This is a genomic window from Microcystis sp. LE18-22.4A, assembly GCF_027531105.1.
Lineage (GTDB): Bacteria > Cyanobacteriota > Cyanobacteriia > Cyanobacteriales > Microcystaceae > Microcystis > Microcystis aeruginosa.
In genome coordinates this window covers 1-24,220 of sequence record NZ_JAPZRB010000032.1, presented here as the reverse complement: position 1 = coordinate 24,220, position 24,220 = coordinate 1, and the positions used below count along the sequence as shown (strand labels likewise).

Below are 24,220 nucleotides of genomic sequence, written 5' to 3'. Positions count from 1 at the left end.
CGAGACAGCTAATCTAAGGATAGGCGGTTAAAATGCGTTTTAGCTTACTTATGATAAAATGCCTTCAAAGACAGGTAAGGGAAAACTTGCAATTATTCACTCAATAAAATAACTGATAGCCGAGATGAAACCCTGTTACTGCATTAATCCCGATTGTTCTCAACCGGAGCATCCGAGTAATAATAACTCGAATACTCGTTACTGTCAAAGTTGCGGCTCTGAGTTGTTGTTAAATGGTCAATATAGAGTAAGTCGGTTATTGAGTGATACGACTGGTTTTGGGGTTGTTTATGAAGCTTTTGAAGGTTTTACACCCAAAATCCTTAAGGTATTACAAGAAAAATGGAATAATGAACCGAAGGCAGTGGAATTATTTAAACGGGAATATGACGTTTTATTAGAGTTGAGTCGTCAAAATGTCACCGGTGTTCCTCGCGCAGATGCCTATTTTCAATATTCCACAAGGGAGGGGAAAATATTACACTGTTTAGTTATGGAAAAAGTGGAGGGGATTAATTTAGAACAGTGGCTAAAGCAGTATGATAAATTAAGTCAAAAACGAGCCTTAAAATGGCTGAGAGAAATCACTTTAATTCTCGATAAAATTCATCAACAGAATTGGCTGCATCGAGATATTAAACCCCCTAATATCATGCTGCGGAATAGTGGCGAGTTGGTGTTAATTGATTTTGGCACAGCAAGGGAAGAAACCCAAACCTATCATCAAAAGGTCAAAGGTCAACAGGTGACAGGTATTACCTCGGTCGGATATACACCGAATGAACAACAACATAGCCAAGCGGTGATTCAATCAGATTTTTATGCTTTAGGACGAACTTTTGTACATTTATTAACTGGAAAACATCCCTTAGAAATTTATGATGCGGTTAATGATGTTTTAGCTTGGCGAGAAGAAACGGAAAATATTCACCCGTTATTGTTGGATTTTATTGACGAGTTGATGGGGAGATTACCCAGGAATAGACCGGCTAATACTAGGGTTATTTTACAACGTTTGGATGAGATTGAACGGCAATTAAAGTTACCTCCTATAACTCCTACTATAACATCTCCACCACCAAATCCGCAGCCTGTTGTAACTCAAAAACAACCGCCAGTTATTCCTAAGATTAATCCTTCTCCGCCGGTTTCACCCGTAGCTGTACCCAAAAAAACACCAGCACAACCGGTTAAAAATAATAATCTGAGAAACAGAATGATAGCTCTTGGTGGAGTTTTGTTATTAGGGATAGGAATAACGCAAGTTTACGGTTATTTAAAATATAAAAGATTTCCTGTAACTCCTCAATTTTTGATTTCTGGTTTAGTAGATAATCCATCTCTTTATAAAACCCTTACTGGTCATTCTGACTGGGTTAAGTCAGTAGCATATACTCCCGATGGACGCTATTTAGCTAGTGGGAGTGCTGACAAAACTATCAAAATTTGGGAGGTAGCAACGGGAAAACAATTGCGTACTCTTACTGGTCATTCTAGTGGGGTTTTGTCAGTAGTATATAGTCCCGATGGCCGCTATTTAGCTAGTGGGAGTGCTGACAAAACTATCAAAATTTGGGAGGTAGCAAAGGGAAAAGAATTGCGTACCCTTACTGGTCATTCTGACAGGGTTAGGTCAGTAGTATATAGTCCCGATGGCCGCTATTTAGCTAGTGGGAGTTGGGACAAAACTATCAAAGTTTGGGAGGTAGTAACGGGAACAGAATTGCGTACTCTTGCTGGTTATTCTGGCTGGGTTTGGTCAGTAGTATATAGTCCCGATGGCCGCTATTTAGCCAGTGGGAGTTGGGACAATACTATCAAAATTTGGGAGGTAGCAACGGGAAAACAATTGCGTACTCTTACTGGTCATTCTGGTAGTATTTGGTCAGTGGCATATAGTCCCGATGGCCGCTATTTAGCTAGTGGGGGTGATGACGATACTATCAAAATTTGGGAGGTAGCAACGGGAAAACAATTGCGTACCCTTACTGGCCATTCTGACTGGGTTAAGTCAGTAGCATATAGTCCTGATGGACGCTATTTAGCTAGTGGGAGTGGTGACAAAACTATCAAAATTTGGCGGGTGGGACAGTAAACTTGTGTTTGGGGTGACGGCAATAATTTTTGTCTATCAAAAATGAGCGATACTTGCGGGAAACTGCACCGATGTCTTTAAAAATATTGGGTTTTGGCTCAAATTATTGAATCGAGCAGTTTTCTCCTAAATAGGGTATGCGGCAAAAAGTACGGGCGAAGCATTCGGATAGAAAATCTACAGTTTCACCGATAGGTTATTGTCCGAATGCTTCGCCCCTACAGGACGCGGGCCGATAAAGACGCAAGATTTTGAACGACGATTCTCTCACAATCTTGCACCTGTGGGAGCGAGAAAAGCCACAAAATCTCTACCTTGCTTACATCTCACATTTATTCAGCAAACCCTATATAATGTGTATATTAACAATCTACTATACACAACTAGGGATAGGATGATGACTAACATTATCATTGATGACCAACTCATGGCTGATGCTCTTAAAGCTACTGGTTTAAAGACTAAACAAGAAGCTGTTGAATTGGGTCTTAAGACTTTGATTCGGCTCAAACAACAGGAGAAAATTAAAGCCTTTAAAGGTAAGCTTAAATGGGAAGGAAACCTTGAGGAAATGAGGCACAATCAATGATTCTTGTGGATTCCAGTGTTTGGATTGATTATTTCAATGGTTATAATACTACGGAAACAACAGAACTTGATTTATTGCTGGGAGTTGAGCCGATAGCTATTGGTGATATTATTCTCACCGAAGTTCTCCAAGGTTTTAGGAGTGATAAGGATTATCAAATAGCCTATCGCTTACTAACTTCATTGACTATTTATGATTTACTAGGTTTGAGAATGGCATTGAAAAGCGCGGACAATTATCGCCAGTTACGCAAGAAGGGGATAACTATTAGAAAAACTGCTGATGTTATTATTGCCTCCTTTTGTATTGAAAATAATCTTCCGCTCCTTTTTTCAGATAAAGATTTTATTCCTTTCGTGAAGCACTTAAAGCTAATTTCAGCTTGTCCTACTACTAATGATGAACGATGATTGAGTTGCGACTCATTTCTATTAAGGAATGTTGAGTAAATCGACTAAAAACTTCATGGTGCAATTTGGTAGATGCTTTTTACCTGAGTTAATCGAGTGGCAAACAATAACGCCGCTAGAATATCCTCTGGCTGATGCTCTTAAAGCTACTGGACTCTCTTATTCTTTGTGTGATAAATTTAACTTCTATAGTAGTGATCGATCTCTGTGTCCTTTGTGTCTCTGTGGTTCGTTCCCCTCACTATTTAGGGCTTGCTGAATAAATGTGAAATGTAGGCATGGTAAGGGTTTTGTGGCTTTTCTTGCTCCCACAGGTGTAATATTTTGAGAGAATCTTCGTTCAAAACCTTGGGTCTTCATCGGCCCGCGTCCTGTAGGGGCGAAGCATTCGGATAGAAAATCTACGGTTTCACCGATAGGTTATTGCCCGAATGCTTCGCCCGTACTTTTTGCCGCAAACCCTATTTATTGCCGGCAGTCTTCATTAACTATCTAGACCAAAAAAACCAGTCTTCCCTAATTTTTCGGGAAAACTGGCCAAGCTAATCTTGAGATTTTAACCGACGTTAGCGGTTTGTTTTTGGCTAAAAAATGCCGCTAAAACCTGTTCGGCAATCTGGGGACTGGTTAAACCCAAATCAGCGAAGGATTCCTCTGGTGTTGCGTGGTCCACTAATTTATCGGGAACCCCGAAACGCTTGACCGGAACTAGAATATTAGCATCCTGTAAAGCTTCCAAAACCGCAGAACCAAAACCACCCATCAAACAACCTTCTTCTAAAGTCACCACTTTACCAAGACGTTGGGCAAGGGGAAAGATAAGTTCTGTATCAAGGGGCTTGACAAAACGAGCATTAACCACTGTGGCTTCGATGCCGTGTTCGCTGAGGATTTCGGCCACCTGTAGGGAAGTGTTGACCATCGTGCCGTATCCCAACAGGAGAATATCATCGCCACTGCGGAGAATTTCGCCCTTACCGATGGGTAAAGCTTCCCAACCCTCTTCCATCAGGGGAACCCCTAAACCGTTGCCCCGGGGGTAACGCATGGCAATGGGGCCGCTGGTATGATTAATCCCCGTCACCACCATTCTTTGCAGTTCTGCCTCATCTTTGGGGGCCATAATGGTCATATTGGGGATACAACGCAGATAGGCGATATCGTACATCCCTTGGTGGGTCGGTCCATCGGCCCCGACAATACCGGCCCGGTCCATGCAGAAGAAAACCGGTAGATTTTGAATGCAGATATCATGAATAATCTGATCAAAAGCCCGCTGCAGGAAAGTAGAGTAAATAGTGACAACCGGGCGCATTCCTTCGCAAGCAAGACCACCAGCGAGAGTAACAGCGTGTTGTTCGGCAATTCCCACATCGATGTACTGTTTCGGCAGTTTTGCTTGAAATTTGTCTAATCCCGTCCCAGTAGCCATGGCGGCGGTGATACCGATAATGCGCGGGTCATTTTCCGCTAATTTAGTGAGAGTATGCCCGAAAACTTTAGAATAAGCGGGGGGTTTCGGTTTACTGGAGGGAATCGGTTTACCCGTGGCTAAATTAAAGGGATTTTGGGCATGATAACCCACTTGATCTTTTTCGGCCCATTCGTAGCCTTTGCCTTTAACGGTGGCAACGTGGACGAAAACCGGTCCGTGGACCTTATGGGCCTGTTTAAAAGTGGCGATTAATTCGGGAATATTATGACCATCAATCGGGCCAAAATATTTAAAGCCCAATTCCTCAATGACAGCGCCGACTTTGGGAACTGCTAACCGTTTCATTCCTTCTTTGACTCGTTCCATTTCCGGAGTGAGGGAGTCACCGAAGAAGGGTAGATGTTTCAATTGTTCTTCGAGATTATCGGCGATAAACTGGACGGGTTCGCTCAAACGAACTTTATTGAGATAGCGGGAAATTGCCCCGACGTTGGGGGAAATGGACATCTCGTTATCGTTGAGGATAACCATGATGTTGGTGTTCGGTAAATGTCCAGCATGGTTAATCGCCTCTAGGGCCATACCCCCGGTTAAAGCGCCATCCCCGATGATCGATACCACCTTGAAATCTTCCCCCTTGGCATCCCGGGCTAAAGCCATTCCTAACCCCGCAGAAATGCTCGTAGAGGCGTGTCCAGCCCCAAAATGGTCAAATTTGCTCTCGCAACGTTTTAGATAGCCCGCAACGCCGTTTTTTTGGCGCAGGGTGTGAAAATCGTTATAGCGACCGGTGAGGAGTTTGTGCGGATAAGCTTGGTGTCCCACGTCCCAAAGGACTTTATCTCGATCGAGATCGAGGGTCTGGTAAAGGGCGATCGTTAGTTCTACGACTCCTAACCCCGGTCCCAAATGTCCACCGGTAGCGGCGATCGTCTGGAGGTGTTTTTCGCGAATCTGACGGGCAATATCTTCTAATTGACGGAGTGATAAACCATGTAACTGGTTGGGATGAGTAATTTCACTTAGGTGCATATCGGCTTCTTTTTCAAAGTAGTTTATCCCTATACCAACTGTATAGGATTTTCAGCCTGAGATGAGGGAAAATCTAGGCTAGGGTCTGCTGAAAAAGTTTCTCGTGGGGGCAGGGTGTGGGGTGTGGGGTGTGGGGTGTAGGGTTTTACCGATTTTCAGGACGTTCGGCGAAGACTTCGGCGTGAGCTTTTGTCGAACGCTCAGTCGAACGCTCAGTCGAGTGGATGGTAAGGCTTCGACGGTGAGATCAGCCGAACCGCTTGTCGAACCGCCAAGGTCAATTACCTAATTTTCAGGGAAAAAGTCCCAGAATTTTCCCCCCGATCACTCCCATATCCGGTACTTTTTGATTTCCAAAAGGTCTAAAAGTTTTACCCAACAAGGTTTTCAGATTTATTCAGCCAACCCTAGGCTAATCTGGCCGCCGTGCGTAAAATTTGGCCGGCTAACATGGCAGCCCCAAAACCATTATCGATATTAACCACACCGATACCGACCGCGCAGGAATTGAGCATAGTTAACAAAGGAGCAATACCACCGAAACTGGTTCCGTAACCGATACTCGTGGGAACGGCGATCACCGGGCGATCAACTAATCCCGCTACCACACTTGGTAAGGCTCCTTCCATTCCCGCAACAACAATTAACACATCGGCAGCATCCAGTAGATGGCGATGATTCAAGAGGCGATGAATTCCCGCTACTCCCACATCCCAGAGACGCTGCACGGAAAAACCGCATAATTGAGCAGTAACCGCCGCCTCCTCCGCTACGGGAATATCGGCAGTTCCCGCCGTTAGGATGGAAATTATCCCTTTTGGGGGATTTTCTGGAGCGGCTGCGGCAATGGCACAGATGCGGGCTAAGGGATAATAAACTAAGTCCGTTACCTGTTCCTGTAGCTGGGCTGCTATCTCTGCTTCAATGCGGGTGGCCATAACCACGGGACTATTTTGACGCAAAACATTGATAATTTGGGCGATTTGAGCGGTGGTTTTACCCGGCCCCCAGATAACCTCCGGAAATCCCGTTCTTAATTGACGATGATGGTCAATTTTAGCGAAGTCTTCCACCGGTTCAAAGGCCAGATGTTTAAGTTTATCTAAGGCTGTCTCCGGGTTAATTTCTCCTCTGGCAACGGCGGTCAGCAGCGATCGCAAATCGGCAGCATGGAACATGGTCAGTTATCAATGGGAAGTGGGGTGTGGGGTGTGGGGTGTGGGGAAGTGGGGAAGTGGGAGAGTGGGGAAGTGGGGAAGTGGGGAAGTGGGGTGTGGGGGGATGGGAAGGATAAATAAAAATAATCTCCTGTCTCCTGTCTGGGAGTCTCCTGTCTGGGAGTCTCCTGTCTGGGAGTCTCCTGTCTGGGAGTCTCCTGTCCCACTGCTATTAGGAGGCCATGGTAGCTGCGGGACGACGGCGGCGATAAGTACGATTGTTCGCTGGTTCCGTTGCCGCCGCTTGCAGGAGGAAAATCACTAGAGGTTGACTCTGTAACTCCCGTTTGATTAAACGTTGCAAAGTCGTCTCGATTTCGGCCCGCAAACCGGCCCAATCCGGGGACCCCGTGGCGGTTTTAAATTCACCGATGCGATCGCTTAAACAGCGTTCGATCGCCCGAATAATTAACTGATTCAGCAGCGGGATTTCCACTTTTGTCACCACACCGCGCAAATTAATCTCTGGAGGTGCGCTTAATTGTCCCTCCCCGTTAACGAAGGATGCGATCGTAATCACACCATCTTCGGCTAACTGTTGTCTTTCCTGCATAATGTGTTCGTGGACCACACCTGCTTGATCGACTAACTCGATTCCCGAAGGCACTGGCGCGCCAAGTCCAATGCGATCGCCAGTTAACTCGATCGTGTCACCATTTTTGACAATCACCATATTTTCGGCAGCAATACCCATACTTTGGGCCATCTGAGCGTGTTTGACCAGCATTCGGTGTTCTCCATGCACTGGCACAAAAAACTTCGGCCGGGTCAAAGATAGCATCAATTTATGGTCTTCTTGGGAACCATGGCCGGAAACGTGAATTCCCTTATCGCGTCCGTAAACTACGTTAGCACCCTGCATCATCAGGCGATCAATTGTATTGACCACAGCGATCGTATTACCCGGAATCGGATTAGCGGAAAAGACAATCGTATCTCCCTGACGCACGCGAATATGAGGATGTTCACCCTTAGAAATCCGCGTCATGGCCGCTAAAGGTTCCCCCTGGGAGCCTGTGGTTAAAATGACGATTTTTTCATCGGCTAAATTGCGGGTCGCTTTCAAGGGTTCAAATAGATCATCGGGACATTTTATATACCCCAAATTGCGCGCATGAGCGATGACATTTAACATCGATCGACCCACTACCACCACTTTCCGGTTAAATTTCTGGGCCAATTTCAACACCAGATTAATCCGATGCACCGAGGAAGCAAAGGTAGTGATCATAATCCGTCCCGTTGCTTGGTTAAAAACCCGCTCTAAACCGGGATAAACGGAAGCTTCCGAAGGAGTATAACCGGGTACTTCCGCGTTAGTGGAATCACTCAATAAACATAGCACCCCTTTCTCGCCATGTTCGGCAATTTTTTGTAGATCAAAGAATTCGCCATCCACGGGAGTATGGTCAATTTTAAAATCTCCTGTGTGAATAACTACCCCTAAAGGAGTGTGAATTGCTACACAAAAACTATCGGCGATCGAGTGGGTATTGCGGATATATTCCACCATGAAAGATTTACCTAAACGCACCATTTGCCGGGGAACTACGGTTTCTAATTTGGTACGATTTGCTAATCCTGCTTCTTCCAATTTATCCCGCAATAAAGCCATCGCTAGACGCGGACCGTAGATAATTGGTACATCAAATTGTTTGAGATGGTAGGGAATGCCACCGATATGATCTTCGTGACCGTGGGTGACGATCATACCCTTAATTTTATGGCGATTTTCTCTTAGATAAGTCATATCGGGAAGCACTACATTGACCCCGTGCATATCATCGGAAGGAAAAGCTAAACCGGCATCCAGGAGAATAATCTCATCATCGTACTCAAAAACACAGGTGTTTTTGCCGATTTCGTGTAATCCTCCTAGGGGAATGATCTTTAGTTTTGCTTCGGTTTTATCTTGATTCATTAGGTGTCCTTTGATGGTAAGTTATGGTGATTTTTCAGGTGGTTTTTTTGGACGGGAAATCTCAAAAAATGAATAGTTAGAATAAGTCGAACTAGGGAAATAACACCTAGCTAAACTCACTTAGTATCAATACTTTCTAGCAGTTCTAAACTATATTTCTTTTCTTCTAGTTAAGCTATTAATATTATAACCTACTTTCTCGAAAAATCCCAGTTTAGTGGGCAAGAATTTCTAGTATTTTTCTAGATTAAAGCCAATTCTTGCATAATTTTTGCTAATCCTTCTTCTAGTTCGGGACTTAGGGAACATAAAGGAGATCGCAATCCCCCCACCTCCCAACCGACTAGATTTAAGGCCGCTTTAATTGGAATTGGATTAGTGGCACAGAATAAACCTTTAAACAGGGGAAATAATTTCAAGTTAATCTCGATCGCTTTGGCCGCATCTCCGGTTAATAAAGCTTGAATCATCCCTTGGATTTCTTCTCCCACCAGATGACTAGCAACACTGACCACCCCCACCGCACCACAGGTCATTAGGGGTAAGGTGAGAAAATCATCGCCGGAATAAATAGCGAAATTTTCAGGAGTATGACAGTAAATCTTACAGGTTTGTTCTAAATTACCACTAGCTTCTTTTACCGCCACAATATTATCAACTGCTGCCAGTTTAATAATCGTTTCCGGGGTCATATTTTGACCCGTACGACCGGGGATATTATAAAGCATCACCGGCAGATCGGGACAAGCTTTGGCAATGGTCAGAAAATGCTCGTATAAACCCTCTTGGGGTGGTTTATTGTAGTAGGGAACCACTTGTAAAGAACCATCTAAACCCAGTTTAGCAGCCTGTTGGGTAGCTTCGATCGCTTCGGAAGTGGAATTAGAACCCGTCCCCGCGATCACTTTTCCCCGACCATTAACCGCTTTTTTGACAATACTAAATAGTTCGTATTCTTCCTGCCAACTTAGGGTGGGTGATTCTCCCGTCGTCCCACAGACCACTATACCATCGCTACCGTGGGTAACTAGATAATCGGCCAATTTTTCCACCAGGGCATAATTAACTTGACCCTCGACGGTGAAGGGAGTCACCATCGCCGTAATTACTCGTCCAAAATATGTTGTTTCACTCATTTATCAGTTATCAGTTATCAGTTATCAGTTATCAGCTTCTGAAGGCAAGAGGCAACAGGCAAGAGGCAAAAGAAAGAATCTGGCAATTTTCCTACCCAAAAAGAAGGTTATCAACTAAGTACATCGAAGCCTTTAGCTTCACAAATTAGGTTTTAGATTCGGCCTTTGTTACCAGTTTTTGAGCGATCAGCAATCAGCTTTCAGACTTTATTTATCCGATTAATTAGCTATTTTTCAATTATTATCGCCTTGATTTAGCTGATGGCTGATCGCTTAATTATCAAACTGTTGCTAATCTTGAACCGACGAGATTTTTCTTGACTAAAAGTTCGGCAATTTGTACAGCATTTAAAGCCGCACCCTTGCGAATTTGATCGCCGCATAGCCACAATTCTAGACCGTTAGGATGGGAGATATCTTGACGAATGCGTCCCACTAATACTTCATCGCGACCAGTAGCATCAATTGGCATGGGAAAATAATTAGCGTCCCAATCTTCCACTAATTTTACCCCCGGAGCGGACTGAAGAATCTCTCTAGCCTTCACCACAGAAAAAGGCTGACTAAATTCTAGGTTAACCGATTCCGAATGGGCCCGCAGCACGGGAACCCTTACACAGGTGGCGCTAACCCGCAGCCCCGGACAAGCAAAAATCTTGCGGGTTTCGTTGACCATTTTCATTTCTTCCTCGCAGTACCCTTGACCATTAATCGGGGTATTGTGGGGAAAAAGATTAAAAGCGAGGGGATAGGGGAAGGAATTAGTGGGAGGTTGCCGATTATCAAGAATTGCTTGCGCTTGCTGTTTTACCTCCTCCATGGCTCGCGCTCCAGCACCACTAGCGGACTGATAAGTAGAAACTACTACTCGCTCGATCGCCTGTACTTGGTGGAGAGGCCAGATCGCCACTCCTAAAAGAATTGTCGTACAGTTGGGATTAGCGATAATGCCCCGGTGATTGTCCACACTGTCGGGATTGATTTCTGGGACAACTAAAGGCACTTCGGGATTCATGCGAAAAGCACTGGAGTTATCGATCATCGTCGCACCCGACTCGACAATAGTTTTCGCCCAAGCTTTCGAGGTGGACCCCCCCGCAGAAGCAAGAACGATATCCACGTCCTGAAAAGAGCGCTCGTTTACCGCTTCGATTAGGAGACTTTCGCCCCGAAAATCGAGGGTTTTTCCAGCAGAACGCTCGGAAGCCAGTAATTTTAGACTAGCGAGAGGAAATTGACGACTAGCTAATAACTCTAGTAATTCCGTTCCCACGGCCCCGGTGGCTCCTAAAATAGCGACCCGTACTTTTTGACTCAAATTGTGTGACCTCCTGACGAGTTGGGTGATGATAATGATCCGAAGAAATCGTTACAGTAAAAAATCTTTTTTGTCCACCGAGTTATTCTAAAACTTGGATTGATCGGCTTTTGATCAGCAAAATTTTCTGATTGGGCTTAACTGCCCCAAGGACGGAATAAATTAAATATACCCCATTGACCGCTAAAATAAAAAGATTGTGAGAGCTTGGGGAGCAACTGCAGCTATTCCCCTAGAATATCACGAGCGGGACGGATCCACCGCAGGCGTAAACACCGCTCACCCTATTATAAACGTTCCTTGTCGTAAGAGCTAGAAAAATCAATGAAAGTTATTCAGGAAAAGCTTCCTGCCAGTCAGATAGGTTTAGAAATTGAAATTCCCGCCGAAACCACGAAAAACACCCACGAGCAAGTGGTCAAGAATTTAGCGAAGTCGGTTAATATACCCGGTTTTCGCCCCGGCAAGGTTCCCCGTCAGATCCTTCTGCAAAGATTGGGAACTAAGGCGGTAAAAGCGGCGGTAATTGAGGAATTAATTGAAAATTGCCTCGAATCTGCCCTGAAACAGGAGGGTATCGAGTCCCTGGGCAATCCGCAGCTATTGTCTAAGTTTGAGGATTTGATCGCTGCCTATGAACCGGGTAAAGCTTTGACTTTTTCAGTTTCCCTGGATGTGGCCCCGACAATTATTCTCGGAGATTACGAAAATCTGAGCGTTACTGCCGAAGAAACCGTTTATGATCCCGAATCCGTGGAAAATTGGTTTAAAGAGCGTCAAGAACAGTTAGCAACATTGGTTCCCGTGGAAGATCGCGGGGCGCAGCTGGGAGATGTGGCGATCGTTGATTATCGGGGCAAATCCGCCGAAACTGGCGAGGATATCCCGGATATTGACGGCGAAGATCTGCGGGTGGATATGGAAGCAGGACGCTTTATCGAGGGTATGGTGGAAGGAATTATCGGCATGAAACCGGAAGAAGTCAAAGAGATGACTTTGACTTTCCCGGAAGATTATCCCAAAGAAGATGTGGCAGCAAAAGCGGTAATCTTTACAATTACGATGAAAGAGTTAAAAGCGAAGGAATTACCGGAGCTTGACGACGATTTTGCCCAAGAAGTCAGCGATCAGGAAACAATCGCCGAATTAAGAGCAAGTTTAGAGAAACGTTTCCAAGAACAAGCGGAGAAGGAAACCAAAGAAAGCATTGATGACGCTTTAACCAAGGAATTAGTCAAGGGTGCGACTTTAGATTTACCGGAGACGCTGATCGAAAAGGAAGTGACGCATATTTTGACCCAAAGCTTCATGCAGTTCCAACAAATGGGTCTAGATGTCAACCAGTTGTTTACAAAAGATAATATTCCCAAAATGCGGGAAAACGCTCGTCCCGATGCGATCGAAAGTCTGAAACAGACTCTCGTGGTGCAGGAATTGGCTAAAGTCGCGGGCATTGAAGTCAGTCCCGAAGCGGTAGCGGAAAAAATCGCTAATATCATGGCCCAATTGTCCGATCGCGACATAGATATGCAGCGTCTGGAACAGGTGATCACCGAAGAAATGCTGGCAGAAAACACCCTGGAATGGCTGAAAGAAAAAGCTACTATCACCCTTGTCCCCAAAGGTTCCCTAGAGGAAGAAACAAGCGAGGAGGAGGAAACAGAAGAAACCTTCGCATTCACCGAAGTGGAAGTGTTGGCAGCTGAGGAAGAATAACCGTAAGGAGTTAGCGGTCGTGTTGGGTGTTGGGGTGTTAGGGTGTTAGGGTTTTGGGGTATTAGTTTAATTCCCCCATTCCCCCATTCCCCCATTCCCTGATAACTCAGCAATTCTAAATTTGCGCTGTAGCAAGGGTTTCAGGTTTTAGTTCACGTAATACGGGGTAAAATTCAACGGGATTAACAAGTTCATTTTACGAGTCTTCAGGCTTTTAGGCATGATAGTACACTCAGAATTGCCCCAAAAACCCCCTTTTAAATGTTCTTTAAATCCCTAAAAGGCTTGCTGTGTCTAAAACTGATAACTGATAACTGATAACTGATAACTGATAACTGATAACCGATTCCTGCCAACCGGGGGAAACTTAGGGCATAATAGATGGACAGAAGTGCTAAAGATGCTTAACATTTGCCAATAAAAGCTCCACAGCCAAGCAAAAACCCTAAGATTGTGATAGCGGAACCGAAAAAATTATGCTCGAATCGAGATCACCTGACTACCCAATTACCAGTAATTGTCGCCCTGCTATCTACGCCAACACGGGGAGAAACTCCCTAGCTAACGTTTTACCCGTGGTAATCGAACAGTCTGGCATGGGTGAACGGGCTTTTGATATCTATTCTCGACTCTTGCGCGAGAGAATTGTCTTTTTGGGAACTCCCGTCGATGATCAGGTCGCTGATTCGATCGTTGCCCAACTCCTCTACTTGGAGGCAGAAGATCCCGAAAAAGATATCCAACTCTATATCAACTCCCCCGGTGGTTCCGTTTATGCCGGACTAGCTATCTACGACACCATGCAACAAATTCGCCCCGACGTGGCGACAATTTGTTTCGGTTTAGCCGCTAGTATGGGAGCATTCCTGCTTTGTGGTGGCGCGGCAGGTAAACGGATGTCCCTACCCAGTAGCCGGATCATGATTCACCAACCCCTCGGCGGTGCCCAAGGTCAAGCTAGTGATATCGCCATCCAAGCCAAAGAGATCCTCTATATTAAACAGAGACTCAATACCATGCTGGCTCACCACACCGGTCAACCCTATGATCGCATCGCCAACGACACCGAACGGGACTTTTTCATGTCGGCCGTCGAAGCCAAAGAATATGGGTTAATCGATCTGGTGATTTCCCGTCCCGAACTGCCCGATCCTACCGTTCCCGTTACTTCCCTGTAAATAATAAACTATGTCTAAATACGACTCCCACCTCAAGTGTTCATTTTGCGGCAAATCCCAGGAACAAGTGCGAAAATTAATCGCCGGGCCGGGGGTCTATATTTGTGACGAGTGTGTGGAACTGTGTAACGAAATTCTCGATGAGGAATTGATGGAACCGCCCAGTCCGGTCGCCCCAGTGGAGGAACGCCCCAACAAACGGCGATCGGGCCAAAACAAAACCACTTGGGAACAAATTCCCAAACCAAGAGAGATTAAAAAATACCTCGATGACTACGTTATTGGTCAAAATGAGGCGAAAAAAGTGCTTTCTGTGGCCGTTTATAACCATTACAAACGCCTCAAAGATATCCAAACCCAAAAAGCCAGTGGCGGCAATCCGGAAGATAGCATCGAACTGCAAAAATCTAATATTCTGTTAATTGGTCCCACAGGATCGGGAAAAACCCTTCTGGCTCAAACTCTGGCCAAAATCCTCGATGTACCTTTTGCTGTCGCCGATGCCACCACGTTAACCGAGGCCGGTTATGTGGGGGAAGATGTGGAAAATATTCTCTTGCGTCTGTTGCAAGTGGCAGATTTAGACGTGGAAGAAGCGCAGCGGGGCATTATCTACATCGATGAAATCGATAAAATTGCCCGCAAGAGCGAAAATACCTCGATTACCCGGGATGTGTCCGGAGAAGGGGTACAGCAAGCTTTACTGAAAATGTTAGAGGGAACGATCGCCAATGTTCCCCCCCAAGGCGGCCGCAAACACCCCTATCAGGATTGTATTCAGATCGACACCAGCAATATCCTGTTTATCTGCGGTGGGGCGTTTGTCGGTTTAGATAAGGTGATCGATCAGCGTCTCGGTAAAAAATCCATGGGCTTTATTCAACCGGGAGATGGCCAAGCTAGTAAGGATAAGGTAGCGGCAGGGTTATTAAAACAAATGACTCCCGATGATTTAGTCAAATTTGGCATGATTCCAGAGTTTGTCGGTCGGATTCCCGTCCTAGCGGCACTGTCCCCCCTGGATGAGGAAGCTTTAATCGCTATCCTGACGCAACCCCGCAACGCTTTGGTGAAACAGTATCAAAAACTGTTGAAGATGGACAATGTACAGTTAGAGTTTAAATCTGATGCCGTCCTAGCGATCGCCCAAGAGGCCTATCGTCGCAAAACTGGGGCCCGGGCCCTGCGGGGTATTGTCGAGGAATTAATGCTCGATGTCATGTACGAATTGCCCTCGCGCAAGGACGTGAAACGATGTTTAATCACCCGCGAAATGGTGGAAAAACGTTCCACGGCAGATCTATTGGTTCATCCTTCCTCTCTACCCAGTCAAGAATCCGCTTAAGGGTAAAAATCGAGGTTAACCATGCTGAACACCGTTCCTGCGATCGTCAAAGAAGGCCGGATCGAACTCCTCGAATCCGTGCCGATTCCAGAGGGTACTAGGGTTTTAGTCACCCTCATCCCGGAGGAGACAAACTCGGATTTCTGGCAAAAAGTCAGCGAAACTGCACTGGCTAAGATTTGGGATAATCTGGAAGACGACATCTATGAACGATTACTCGAAGCTTGAAATCGTTCTCGTTCGTTATCCTTAAGACAATCGGACGACTATCGGACACAGATGCGCGACGTTGGCAAAACTCTTTACGAGGATGGCTAGGTATCTAAGTAGGTGGGTGGAATTAAATATAAGATGAACGTAGGTTGGGTTGAAGCATGAAACCCAACGCCCGCATGGGTTACGCTACCGCTAACCCATCCTACAAATAATTGTACCTCCCTACTTAACTATCATGAAAACTCAAATAATCGATAAAACAGTCACTGTTCGCGGTGTTCCCCATTATTACGAGTGGATTCGACAGTCGGAATCTCCCCAGAAAAAGCCAGTGATGGTGTTTATTCATGGTTGGGGAGGATCGGGACGCTATTGGCGATCGACGGCTGCGGCAATTTGCGATCGCTTTGATTGTTTATTGTACGATATGCGGGGTTTTGGTCGGTCTAAATTGCCGGAAAAATCCCCCGATCTTTCCTACGATTTAGAAGAATATGCCCTTGATCTAGCCTTGTTTTTAGATAGTTTGGAAATTGAAAAAGTCTATCTCAATAGTCACTCTATGGGGGCATCGGTGGCGACTTTTTTTATTACTATGTACCCCGAAAGAGTGGTCAAAGCAGTTTTAACCTGTAATGGCATTTTTGAGTATAATAAAGCGGCTTTTGCTGCCTTCCATAAATTCGGTAAGTATGTGGTACAGTTTCGTTATGATTGGTTTTTAAAAGTCCCTTTTGCCGATCGATTATTTATGGCGAGATTTTTGCATCGATCGATCCCAAAATCAGAAAGAATTGCTTTTTTAGAAGATTTTTTAGCGGCAGATTACGAGGCCGCCCTAGGCACAATTTATACATCTGTGAGTAAAAAAGCAGTGGAAATTATGCCGGATAAATTTGCAGAGATTAAGATACCAACTCTTTTAGTATCAGGGGAAAAAGACATTATTATCCCCGCCAAAATGGGCAAAATGGCGGCGGATTTGAATAATAATATCCAGTATGTGGAGATGGCTAATACTGCTCACTTTCCCATGTTAGAAGATGCCCCTACTTATCTAAAAAAATTGCAAGATTTTTTAGAAATTAATTAGGGTTGGCTGAATAAAGCTAAAAACCTTGTTGGGTAAGACTTTTAGACTTTTTGTCAATCAAAAAGTACCATATCTGGGAGTGATCGGAGGGAAAATTCAGGGACTTTTTCCCTAAAAATTAGGTAATTGACCAGATGAAAATCTGTAAAAACTTACACCCCACACCCCACACCCCACACCCCACACCCAGTCCCCACCAAAAAAATTTTTAAGCATAACCTAAATAGGGGTTGCTTAATAAAACAAAAAACCATCTTGGGAAAGACTTATAGACTTTTTGACAATCAAAAAGTACCAGATAACGGAGTGGTCGGGGGGAAAATTCCGGGACTTTTTCCCTGAAAATTAGGTAATTTACCCGATGAAAATGGGTAAAACCCCACACCCCACACCCCACACCCTACACCCTGCCCCTAGGAAAAACTTTTTCAGCAGACCCTCGTTAGAAGTATAGCTAGTCTCTTAATACTCCATTGCTCAGTTATTATCAATTACAAGTCAGCATCAAATAAGGTTATGCCGTCATAATCCCAATCGATCGCCCAGTAGTCAATCAAGGCAGCAAAGTTATCCTTAATCGCCTTCCTTAGTTCGGCTTTTTAGTGAGCTTGTCAAAACCTGTACTTGATGCTTATCAATATTGTCATTAAACAGAGTATCGGTACATTCAGAACGTAAAGCTTTCCATAATGTTGCTTCTTCATAGTGTTCAATCTCTTTTGGAATATAATCTAGGAGAGTTTTAGAGCAAACTACTATTAAACGCTTTTTAACTCTTGAAAATGCAACGTTTGAGCGATTTAAACTAAGAATGAACTCCACATTCTTGCCAATTGCTGATGAATTACTTGCCGTGGCAGAAACAATCACATTGTCACGCTCACCACCCTGCACTTTCTCGACTGTATCAATTACATCTACAGCATTTATATAATTTGCTAATTTGGTTTTTAGTAGCGATCTTTGAGCGCGATGGGGTGTAAGAATTGCAGTAGAACCATTAGGAATATCTCCTCCCGCATCAAGAATTTTTTTGATTATTTTCACTTCAATTTGATTGCTAAGTTTTGATTCACGTTCATCATGAACAACAAGATAAAGACCTCCATTTCCCTGTAAAAGTTTTTCCCAATTTCCCGTAATTTCATCTTGTTTTATATTTTCATCTCTTGGTTTTCCTTGTAATTCAATGTTATCTTTGCGATAAAGACGTGCAATAAGTTCACGAATTTCATGGGGTAAACGATGAGTATAATCTAAAGCGGAACGTAATATTGCTTCATCAGATATTTCAATATCTGAGTTTTCTTTAAGATTTTGAATAGCTTGATAAGCACTGACATAGGGTTGATAAAGTAAAACAGGAGGACGATCTTCATTTTCCCAATCATGAGTAATAATAGGAGCGAGTTGTCTGTGATCTCCTGCCAACATAATTTCACCATCATCTTTAACTAATGTAGCTAAAGCCAGAAAGTGAGGAAATACCATCATACTTGCTTCATCGACTATTAAAGTAGTTGTTTGAAAACCTTGAGGATAGTCTATTAAAAATCTTGGTTTTGTATTTAACTCATTAATCATTTTTAAAATTGCATTAGTTGTCCCTCCAATAACTAAAACTCTATTTGAACGCATTGTATTAACTTGAGTAACACAAGGATGAGAAGAGAAAGTCGTTATATCTGTATTTTGAAAAATATCTTGATCTCTAGAATCTACTCGACTAAGTTGAATTGATGGCACATTTAGGTTCAAATTAGTGGCGTGTTTTTGCAAAGTTGGCAACAATTTATCTAAACGTAAGAGTAAATTATCTACAGCCGTATGAGTATGAGCCGTAATCAGAACAATATCGCCAGCAGTGCGACGCGCCAAGATTCTTAGAAAAGTAGCGATCGCAGTTGTTTCTGTTTTCCCAGTTCCCGGTGGTCCTTGTAAAAGTTGAATTCTTGTATTCAATCCCTTAATAATTACTTCAAGTTGCTTTTCATCCAGTTTTTGATTGTTTGATAACGGTAAAGTATCAAGTAGATTACGGTATTGTTCTAAATCATTCTCCGAAATAGGAGTTTGTGGGGGGATTTGAGGATTTTGCGGATTTAACCACTGACAAACATGATTTCCTCGACTTTTTTGTAGTTTATCATCAACTTTTCCAGCAACAAAATCCGATGGACTTTCATCTAAAGTCGCGTTTTGAAAAACTTGTGTTACGCCGTTATAAGATTTACTGTAAAGTTGATAGAGTTGTGACTTACCAGGAATAACAGAAAGCTCTATCTGCTCAGTATCCCAGTCAATTTTTTCTACAACACAGGTACTTCCACCAGCAAAAAGTTGTCTGATTGTTTGACCTTGATGTGGATTTTCGGAACTAGGACTAAGCCTAACAAAAGAATCTACATCAATGGTGCAGTTAGCTTGTAAAACTTCAGCCGTAATATTATATCCATCAAGATTAATTTCTGCTGTTAGTCTATTATTACCCTGTAACCTTACATTTTTTACAGGTATTGTTCTCCCTAAAGAAACACGGTAGATAGGTGGTATTAAATGATTAGCAATCCAATCTGTTACCTTAACGTGCTGATCCAAACGAAGAAAATCAATAGCTGCCTGGGCAGCATCATCCACACCTAAACTAAAATCGGGTAAATCAGCAATAGTCAAAGATTCTTTAATTATTTCTGCATTCTTAAATCTAATTCCTTCTTCAATCCATCTGATAGCATGAGTACGAGCGCGAAAATACTCTTTTAAATAATTCGGTTTTTGTGCTTGATTGTAGCGTTCAATAGAATTTTTTATTTTTGGTTTAAGGTTGCGATTATTAGGGTCGGGAAGTTTTTTCCAACAAGCTCGCCAATAAGCTGCACTTAGAGAATTAAAGTATCTTAGTCTAACTTCAAACTGATGTTTACGGGTATTTTGAGAATTTGATACTGCCCATTGATTATTCTCATCAATTTCTAAGTTTGTCTTAAAATCAAAAACATCTTGAGAAAAAACTTGATCTAAACTAACAACTTTACCACTAATTTTTCGTTGCCAATGATAACGCCTTCCAAACCACTTTAGAGAACTTACAACGGCTAAATCTCTACCTGTCCATCCTAAAGCATAATGGCGATCTACTTCATCGGAAAGACAAGAGTAAATAAGTTGTTCTAAACTTTCCCGACAACCCAACAATTCTCGTAAATGACTTAATAATTGAGAACTAACACGAGAACAACCCTCAACTAATTGAGTCATTTCTTGACGTGACCAAACATAAAAATGAATGGGGGCTTGTTCTGTTTCCGCAACCGAGTCGATTGCACCCACTAATTCTAATAAAAATCCTTGTATTAACTCTTTTTCAGAACCATTATCTTCTTTATAATCTCCTGTCCATGCTGAAGTTTTAAATTTAATTAAATCTTCTCCTTCAAGTTCTTTTTCTTTAAAAATACGTTTATGATTTTTATCAATTCCTTCTTCTTCTTCTAAATATTCTTTAATATTGGGAACTGGTTGCCATTTATCATCTGCATTTTGCTCAAATTTTGGGTCTAATTTTCCCTCACTTTTAGTAACATGAGCAGCCAGCGCACCTATTCTATTTTCTACATAATCATATTCAACAGAAAGATAGACACGAATGAGTCTTTCTCCATTAATTGTATGTTCAGGAAGTTGACTGTTACCTGAATATTTTGGCAGTTGTTGCACTTCATAGGTTCTTGGATCTAAGTCTCCACCAGGAAGAGTCCGCCTACGAGTGTTTGCCTTTAATTTAAGCAGTTCTAGATTCTCTGTAAAACTTATATCTTTTTGAAGTTGAATAGCTTGATTTCCTGCTAAGTCAATCTCGGCTAAATCATCAAGATTTTGAATACCTACTTTATTCAATGATTTAACAACTGATGAATCTATTCCCAATAATTCTAAACGGCGTTCTCTTGCACTTTCAGCTAAACAATGAACACTCAATGTGCAGTCACTACATTTTTGGTCTAATTGATAATCTAAATTAGTTAAATCAGTTTCAACAATACGCTTTAGTACACCATCAGAAGCTACTAAACGATTAATATCAGCTTCTATTGTATCTAGGTTTAAAGCTTCAGATTTAATAATATCTTGACTTTTATTAGTATTTTCATCAATGCGAACTACAACACATTCAATATTTTTAGGCTTTAAATTTATTCCATTGATAGTGATTGGATTATCGTTTATCAGTTGACATACAAGCATTCTATATAAAGCAACTTGTACTCGATGATAAGTTCTATCTTTTCGAGACGCTTTACACTCAACTAATCGCAGTTTAGGTTGTTCATTTTCCCAAAAAACAATTACAAAATCAATTTGCCCACTAATCTCAAATTCTCCCAGTTTTCCATTGATACCAATTTCTCGTCCATAAGCTTTTTGTCCGACTGACAAATTTGTTAACTTTTCAACAAAGTCATTCCAATTAGTTGATTTGTCTTTCTTAGAATTCTGCTCTATTTGGGTTAAATCTACTAATCCTTGTTTTTTAAGTGATTTCTCCCATTCATCCTCTCTTTTTCGACCTTCTGCTTCTAAAACCGGGTCTAAAGAGGTTGAAAAAATCAACTCATAAAAAGGAATATCTTTTTTGGCAAGTTCATAATTTTTGTACTTTAACTTAAAACGGCGATCGCATGATTGATAACGAATATATTCAGCAATGTCAGTAGCTCTAACAAATGGCATTGTCATTTGAGCTTCTTGGTTCTCCGTATTTTCGTCGGGCATATTCGTAGATTTCTCGAATGTTTGTATTATAATTCACTAAAATTTGTCATTTTACAACACTTTAGAGGAGATATTTTCTCTATTTCCCCGTCCTCCTTCTTTTTTACCTGATAAATATCCCACCGCAATTGCAGATTCAGCCAGAAATCGGGTGAGTTGCCGAAGAACTTTGCCAGACGGAGTGCCGTGCTGGGGGTAATGCCTCGTCGGGCATTGACTAGCTCGTTGACTCGCTGGTAAGGAACGTGAAGTCTTAAAGCCAGCTCTCGCTGTGTCAGGTTCATCGGTTCCAGAAAATCATAAAGGAGAACTTCTCCTGGATGGCTGGGGGCGCGATGGGTTGGTACTCGGATCATCTTTCACCTCAATGGTAGTCCACTATCTCTACTTGAGAAGGTCCGCTTTCTGTCCAAACGAAACAGATGCGGTACTGGTCGTTGATTCGGATGCTGTACTGCCCCTTCCTATCTCCTCGGAGTGCCTCCAACTTATTCCCTGGTGGAATTCGGAGATCGTCAAGGGAGACCACAGAGTCAAGCTGGTCGAGCTTGCGTCGCGCCACTGCCCACGCCGTTTTTGGACAGGTGCGCCGAGCTGCTCTCGTATCCACACCGTTGAAGATATCCTCTGTCCCATTGACTCCAAATGAAACGATCATAGCTTCATGGTATCACGGCTATCATGCTATGCAAAGCAGAAGAGGAATAACTTAGCTAAATCTGGCTTGTGGCTAACGTCACCTCAATGCTGAGATATGCCACTGTGATCGCCATCGCTGTAGGGTGCGTTCCCCAAAATCGATCGCTGGATCAGTAGGAGCCACATTAGGGAACCCACCATGCACATTAATTGAATCTGTGAGTCTAAGTGCGAGCGCACCTAAAAATGAGCAGCAATTCCAAATTTAAGGTTTCATGACATAAAAATCCTTATGACAATTTGTAACCCCTAAATCAGGTTTTTATGTCAAACTATTTTGAAAGCCTTGCTAGAAACCAGCTTTAGGGATAAGTATAATTACTCACTTGCATCAATGAGATGCTCCCGATAATTTTAACTGCTGGGGGACGACTTTTCTGCACGGTCATCACCAGAAAAAATTCCTCGCTACCCGTGGCTAAAATGCGCTCACCTGTATTAGTTTTCTCGACTCTTAAAGTCACGGGAGTGATAAAATTTCCCTGCATATTTGCCCCATTTTGAGTGATAATAAAACTACCTAGCAAAAGGAGATATTTTCATATTAAACAAGCGAGGGGAAATATCAGGTATTCCAGGAAGAATAATTTCCAAATAAATTGGTAGAATCGGCTGATTTCGCTTTTATCTTCTAAATTTACTCCGCGACTACGCCAGCAAAGAAGAACAAGTAGGAGCAGATGGGCGACAATGGCCAGAGGAGAATTAATTCCCGTTATTCCCAAGAGACCGACGGCAATCATACCAGCATAACATAGAGAAATTGTCAATAGGGAAATTGTTAAGATTTTTTGAGGGCCGAGCAGCAGGGTAAAAGTGGTAATTTGGTAAATGCGATCGCCTTCTAGGTCAGGAACATCCTTGAAAATAGCGATCGCAACGGTGAAAACGAGAACAAAAGCTGTTAAAACCCAGACTGAGGGATAGATAGACTGATTTTGATTGATAACTGTGTTGTAGTGGCGAAAAAGACCTAAATTGACGATGACACCCCGGACGGTAAAAATACAGAAGGCTGCCCAGAGGGGAAAGCGTTTTAACCGCACTGGTGGCAAGGAATAGGCAGTGCCGATGAGTAAACTAATCCCCACGGTGATTAACAGCCAAAAACCACCGATAAAAGCCAGTATAATTGCTAAAATACCAGTAAACCCCACGATCAACTGTCCTGTTAACCGAGAAAATTCGCCCTTGGCGAGGGGAAGCTGGGGTTTATTGATTTTATCGATGTCGATGTCTTCCAACTGATTTAAACCGACGATATAGATATTACCCGCGAGACAAGCGACCCAAGTGAGCAATAAAACCGACCAATGGCTAAAAAAATCGCTAATATTGCCCAAAGCAATTAAATACAGACTTAAAACACTCAAAGAAGTGCCGATAATCGTATGGGGACGGGAAAATTTCCAGAGACTCCCTAACCGGTCAAGAAAGTTAGGCTGGGGATGGTTAACTGGAAGAAAAGGAGCTTGATTCATCAGACCTCTTGCTAAAAATCAAAAATTGTCGTGGTTGGTGAGGGGTCGGTCGTCAGTAGTCGGTAGTCAGGAGAATTGGGAATGAATAATAATCAATTAAATGGTCTATTTACCGATTTTATGCCACTTAATCCTTATTTTTGACGTTTTTAAACCCTCAAAAATCAATTATGCCAGAGGTCTATCAAAAAAAATCAACTAGGACAAGTAATCTGTTAAAATGATAATCCAGACTCAAACCCTGTGGAGAGGTGGCAGAGTGGTTGAATGCGGCAGACTCGAAATCTGCTTTAGGGTAACACCTAACGTGGGTTCAAATCCCACCCTCTCCGTTGAACTGATAATTTAGTGCTGTCCTTCTCAGCCATAATTTTTGGTCAACTGTCTTAAGAGATAGAGCGTTGTCCTGGGTGGTTGGCGACTACTTAGGGTCTGCTGAAAAAGTTTTTCCTAGGGGCAGGGTGTAGGGTGTGGGGTGTGGGGTGTGGGGTTTTACCCATTTTCATCGGGTAAATTACCTAATTTTCAGGGAAAAAGTCCCGGAATTTTCCCCCCGACCACTCCCA

19 protein-coding genes, 1 tRNA gene and 1 pseudogene are annotated in these 24,220 nt (G+C 43.1%); 10 read left to right on the top strand and 11 right to left on the bottom strand.

The window, feature by feature from the left end; all coding sequences use genetic code 11:
• Positions 1–124 precede the first annotated feature (124 nt).
• From O9295_RS01460 to O9295_RS27650, 4 genes are all read left to right on the top strand, one after another.
• Entirely contained in the window at positions 125–2,095 is a 1,971-nt protein-coding gene (locus O9295_RS01460; RefSeq protein ID WP_288031118.1) for a protein kinase domain-containing protein, read from the top strand.
• Between the two features lie 394 nt (positions 2,096–2,489).
• Positions 2,490–2,684 (top strand): type II toxin-antitoxin system VapB family antitoxin, encoded by a 195-nt coding sequence (locus tag O9295_RS01455; RefSeq protein WP_079206163.1) that lies wholly within the window; start codon positions 2,490–2,492, stop codon positions 2,682–2,684.
• Entirely contained in the window at positions 2,681–3,094 is a 414-nt protein-coding gene (gene vapC / locus O9295_RS01450; protein WP_079206164.1) for a type II toxin-antitoxin system VapC family toxin, read from the top strand. The genes O9295_RS01455 and vapC overlap by 4 nt, the downstream gene beginning before the upstream one ends.
• Positions 3,095–3,200: 106 nt before the next feature.
• The gene (locus tag O9295_RS27650; protein ID WP_502846485.1) at positions 3,201–3,353 is read left to right on the top strand and encodes a type II toxin-antitoxin system VapB family antitoxin; all 153 of its coding nucleotides are present in this window, start codon (positions 3,201–3,203) and stop codon (positions 3,351–3,353) included.
• Positions 3,354–3,650: 297 nt separating this feature from the next.
• Here O9295_RS27650 and dxs read toward each other — a convergent pair whose 3' ends face one another.
• The 5 genes from dxs to O9295_RS01425 all read right to left on the bottom strand — a co-directional run bounded on the left by dxs (position 3,651) and on the right by O9295_RS01425 (position 11,153).
• Positions 3,651–5,561: a 1-deoxy-D-xylulose-5-phosphate synthase gene (dxs, locus tag O9295_RS01445; RefSeq protein WP_052276252.1), complete on the bottom strand. Its 1,911-nt coding sequence runs from the start codon at positions 5,559–5,561 to the stop codon at positions 3,651–3,653.
• Positions 5,562–5,968: 407 nt separating this feature from the next.
• A complete protein-coding gene (gene larB / locus O9295_RS01440) occupies positions 5,969–6,739 on the bottom strand; it encodes a nickel pincer cofactor biosynthesis protein LarB (protein ID WP_002758604.1) in 771 nt (256 codons plus the stop codon).
• A 211-nt stretch (positions 6,740–6,950) separates the two neighbouring features.
• Positions 6,951–8,699 (bottom strand): ribonuclease J, encoded by a 1,749-nt coding sequence (locus tag O9295_RS01435; RefSeq protein WP_288031116.1) that lies wholly within the window; start codon positions 8,697–8,699, stop codon positions 6,951–6,953.
• Between the two features lie 242 nt (positions 8,700–8,941).
• Positions 8,942–9,835, bottom strand: a complete 894-nt coding sequence (gene dapA / locus O9295_RS01430; RefSeq protein WP_002803691.1) for a 4-hydroxy-tetrahydrodipicolinate synthase — start codon at positions 9,833–9,835, stop codon at positions 8,942–8,944.
• Positions 9,836–10,115: 280 nt separating this feature from the next.
• The gene (locus tag O9295_RS01425; RefSeq protein WP_061432648.1) at positions 10,116–11,153 is read right to left on the bottom strand and encodes an aspartate-semialdehyde dehydrogenase; all 1,038 of its coding nucleotides are present in this window, start codon (positions 11,151–11,153) and stop codon (positions 10,116–10,118) included.
• 324 nt (positions 11,154–11,477) lie between these two features.
• On the opposite strand from O9295_RS01425, the gene tig reads away from it, so the two are divergent.
• The 5 genes from tig (at position 11,478) to O9295_RS01400 (ending at position 16,701) form a co-directional block, all read left to right on the top strand.
• On the top strand, positions 11,478–12,869 hold the full coding sequence (tig, locus tag O9295_RS01420; RefSeq protein WP_147071698.1) for a trigger factor: 1,392 nt from the start codon (positions 11,478–11,480) through the stop codon (positions 12,867–12,869).
• Between the two features lie 476 nt (positions 12,870–13,345).
• Entirely contained in the window at positions 13,346–14,047 is a 702-nt protein-coding gene (clpP, locus tag O9295_RS01415; protein WP_002736918.1) for an ATP-dependent Clp endopeptidase proteolytic subunit ClpP, read from the top strand.
• A gap of 10 nt (positions 14,048–14,057) precedes the next feature.
• Positions 14,058–15,392 carry an ATP-dependent protease ATP-binding subunit ClpX gene (gene clpX / locus O9295_RS01410; protein ID WP_045360942.1) on the top strand — a complete coding sequence of 445 codons (1,335 nt, stop codon included), beginning with the start codon at positions 14,058–14,060 and terminating at the stop codon, positions 15,390–15,392.
• A gap of 21 nt (positions 15,393–15,413) precedes the next feature.
• The gene (locus O9295_RS01405) at positions 15,414–15,620 is read left to right on the top strand and encodes a hypothetical protein (RefSeq protein WP_002737934.1); all 207 of its coding nucleotides are present in this window, start codon (positions 15,414–15,416) and stop codon (positions 15,618–15,620) included.
• A gap of 223 nt (positions 15,621–15,843) precedes the next feature.
• The gene (locus tag O9295_RS01400; protein ID WP_288031112.1) at positions 15,844–16,701 is read left to right on the top strand and encodes an alpha/beta fold hydrolase; all 858 of its coding nucleotides are present in this window, start codon (positions 15,844–15,846) and stop codon (positions 16,699–16,701) included.
• 16 nt (positions 16,702–16,717) lie between these two features.
• On the opposite strand, the pseudogene O9295_RS27645 reads toward O9295_RS01400, so the two are convergent.
• From O9295_RS27645 to O9295_RS01375, 6 genes and pseudogenes are all read right to left on the bottom strand, one after another.
• Positions 16,718–16,917: pseudogene (locus O9295_RS27645) on the bottom strand (hypothetical protein).
• 357 nt (positions 16,918–17,274) lie between these two features.
• Entirely contained in the window at positions 17,275–21,474 is a 4,200-nt protein-coding gene (locus O9295_RS01395; protein ID WP_288031110.1) for an AAA domain-containing protein, read from the bottom strand.
• Positions 21,475–21,500: 26 nt separating this feature from the next.
• The gene (locus O9295_RS01390) at positions 21,501–21,830 is read right to left on the bottom strand and encodes a HigA family addiction module antitoxin (RefSeq protein WP_002735448.1); all 330 of its coding nucleotides are present in this window, start codon (positions 21,828–21,830) and stop codon (positions 21,501–21,503) included.
• Positions 21,831–21,838: 8 nt separating this feature from the next.
• Positions 21,839–22,132, bottom strand: coding sequence for a type II toxin-antitoxin system RelE/ParE family toxin (locus O9295_RS01385; protein WP_024970831.1), 294 nt, complete (start codon positions 22,130–22,132; stop codon positions 21,839–21,841).
• 343 nt (positions 22,133–22,475) lie between these two features.
• On the bottom strand, positions 22,476–22,661 hold the full coding sequence (locus tag O9295_RS01380) for a hypothetical protein (protein WP_288031108.1): 186 nt from the start codon (positions 22,659–22,661) through the stop codon (positions 22,476–22,478).
• A gap of 51 nt (positions 22,662–22,712) precedes the next feature.
• Positions 22,713–23,654 carry a homogentisate phytyltransferase gene (locus O9295_RS01375; RefSeq protein WP_288031106.1) on the bottom strand — a complete coding sequence of 314 codons (942 nt, stop codon included), beginning with the start codon at positions 23,652–23,654 and terminating at the stop codon, positions 22,713–22,715.
• A gap of 245 nt (positions 23,655–23,899) precedes the next feature.
• Between O9295_RS01375 and O9295_RS01370 the strand changes: the two genes are divergently transcribed.
• A tRNA-Ser gene (locus O9295_RS01370) sits at positions 23,900–23,986 on the top strand.
• Positions 23,987–24,220: the final 234 nt, after the last annotated feature.

What these genes read in the sequence shown, in the direction of transcription:
- clpX (WP_045360942.1), top strand. Translation starts at nt 14,058, where the DNA reads ATGTCTAAATACGACTCCCACCTCAAGTGTTCATTTTGCGGCAAATCC.
- O9295_RS01435 (WP_288031116.1), bottom strand. Translation starts at nt 8,699, where the DNA reads ATGAATCAAGATAAAACCGAAGCAAAACTAAAGATCATTCCCCTAGGA.
- dapA (WP_002803691.1), bottom strand. Translation starts at nt 9,835, where the DNA reads ATGAGTGAAACAACATATTTTGGACGAGTAATTACGGCGATGGTGACT.
- tig (WP_147071698.1), top strand. Translation starts at nt 11,478, where the DNA reads ATGAAAGTTATTCAGGAAAAGCTTCCTGCCAGTCAGATAGGTTTAGAA.
- O9295_RS01375 (WP_288031106.1), bottom strand. Translation starts at nt 23,654, where the DNA reads ATGAATCAAGCTCCTTTTCTTCCAGTTAACCATCCCCAGCCTAACTTT.
- O9295_RS01405 (WP_002737934.1), top strand. Translation starts at nt 15,414, where the DNA reads ATGCTGAACACCGTTCCTGCGATCGTCAAAGAAGGCCGGATCGAACTC.
- dxs (WP_052276252.1), bottom strand. Translation starts at nt 5,561, where the DNA reads ATGCACCTAAGTGAAATTACTCATCCCAACCAGTTACATGGTTTATCA.
- O9295_RS01380 (WP_288031108.1), bottom strand. Translation starts at nt 22,661, where the DNA reads ATGCAGGGAAATTTTATCACTCCCGTGACTTTAAGAGTCGAGAAAACT.
- O9295_RS01395 (WP_288031110.1), bottom strand. Translation starts at nt 21,474, where the DNA reads ATGCCCGACGAAAATACGGAGAACCAAGAAGCTCAAATGACAATGCCA.
- vapC (WP_079206164.1), top strand. Translation starts at nt 2,681, where the DNA reads ATGATTCTTGTGGATTCCAGTGTTTGGATTGATTATTTCAATGGTTAT.
- larB (WP_002758604.1), bottom strand. Translation starts at nt 6,739, where the DNA reads ATGTTCCATGCTGCCGATTTGCGATCGCTGCTGACCGCCGTTGCCAGA.
- O9295_RS01385 (WP_024970831.1), bottom strand. Translation starts at nt 22,132, where the DNA reads ATGATCGTTTCATTTGGAGTCAATGGGACAGAGGATATCTTCAACGGT.
- clpP (WP_002736918.1), top strand. Translation starts at nt 13,346, where the DNA reads ATGCTCGAATCGAGATCACCTGACTACCCAATTACCAGTAATTGTCGC.
- O9295_RS01460 (WP_288031118.1), top strand. Translation starts at nt 125, where the DNA reads ATGAAACCCTGTTACTGCATTAATCCCGATTGTTCTCAACCGGAGCAT.
- O9295_RS01390 (WP_002735448.1), bottom strand. Translation starts at nt 21,830, where the DNA reads ATGATCCGAGTACCAACCCATCGCGCCCCCAGCCATCCAGGAGAAGTT.
- O9295_RS01455 (WP_079206163.1), top strand. Translation starts at nt 2,490, where the DNA reads ATGATGACTAACATTATCATTGATGACCAACTCATGGCTGATGCTCTT.
- O9295_RS01400 (WP_288031112.1), top strand. Translation starts at nt 15,844, where the DNA reads ATGAAAACTCAAATAATCGATAAAACAGTCACTGTTCGCGGTGTTCCC.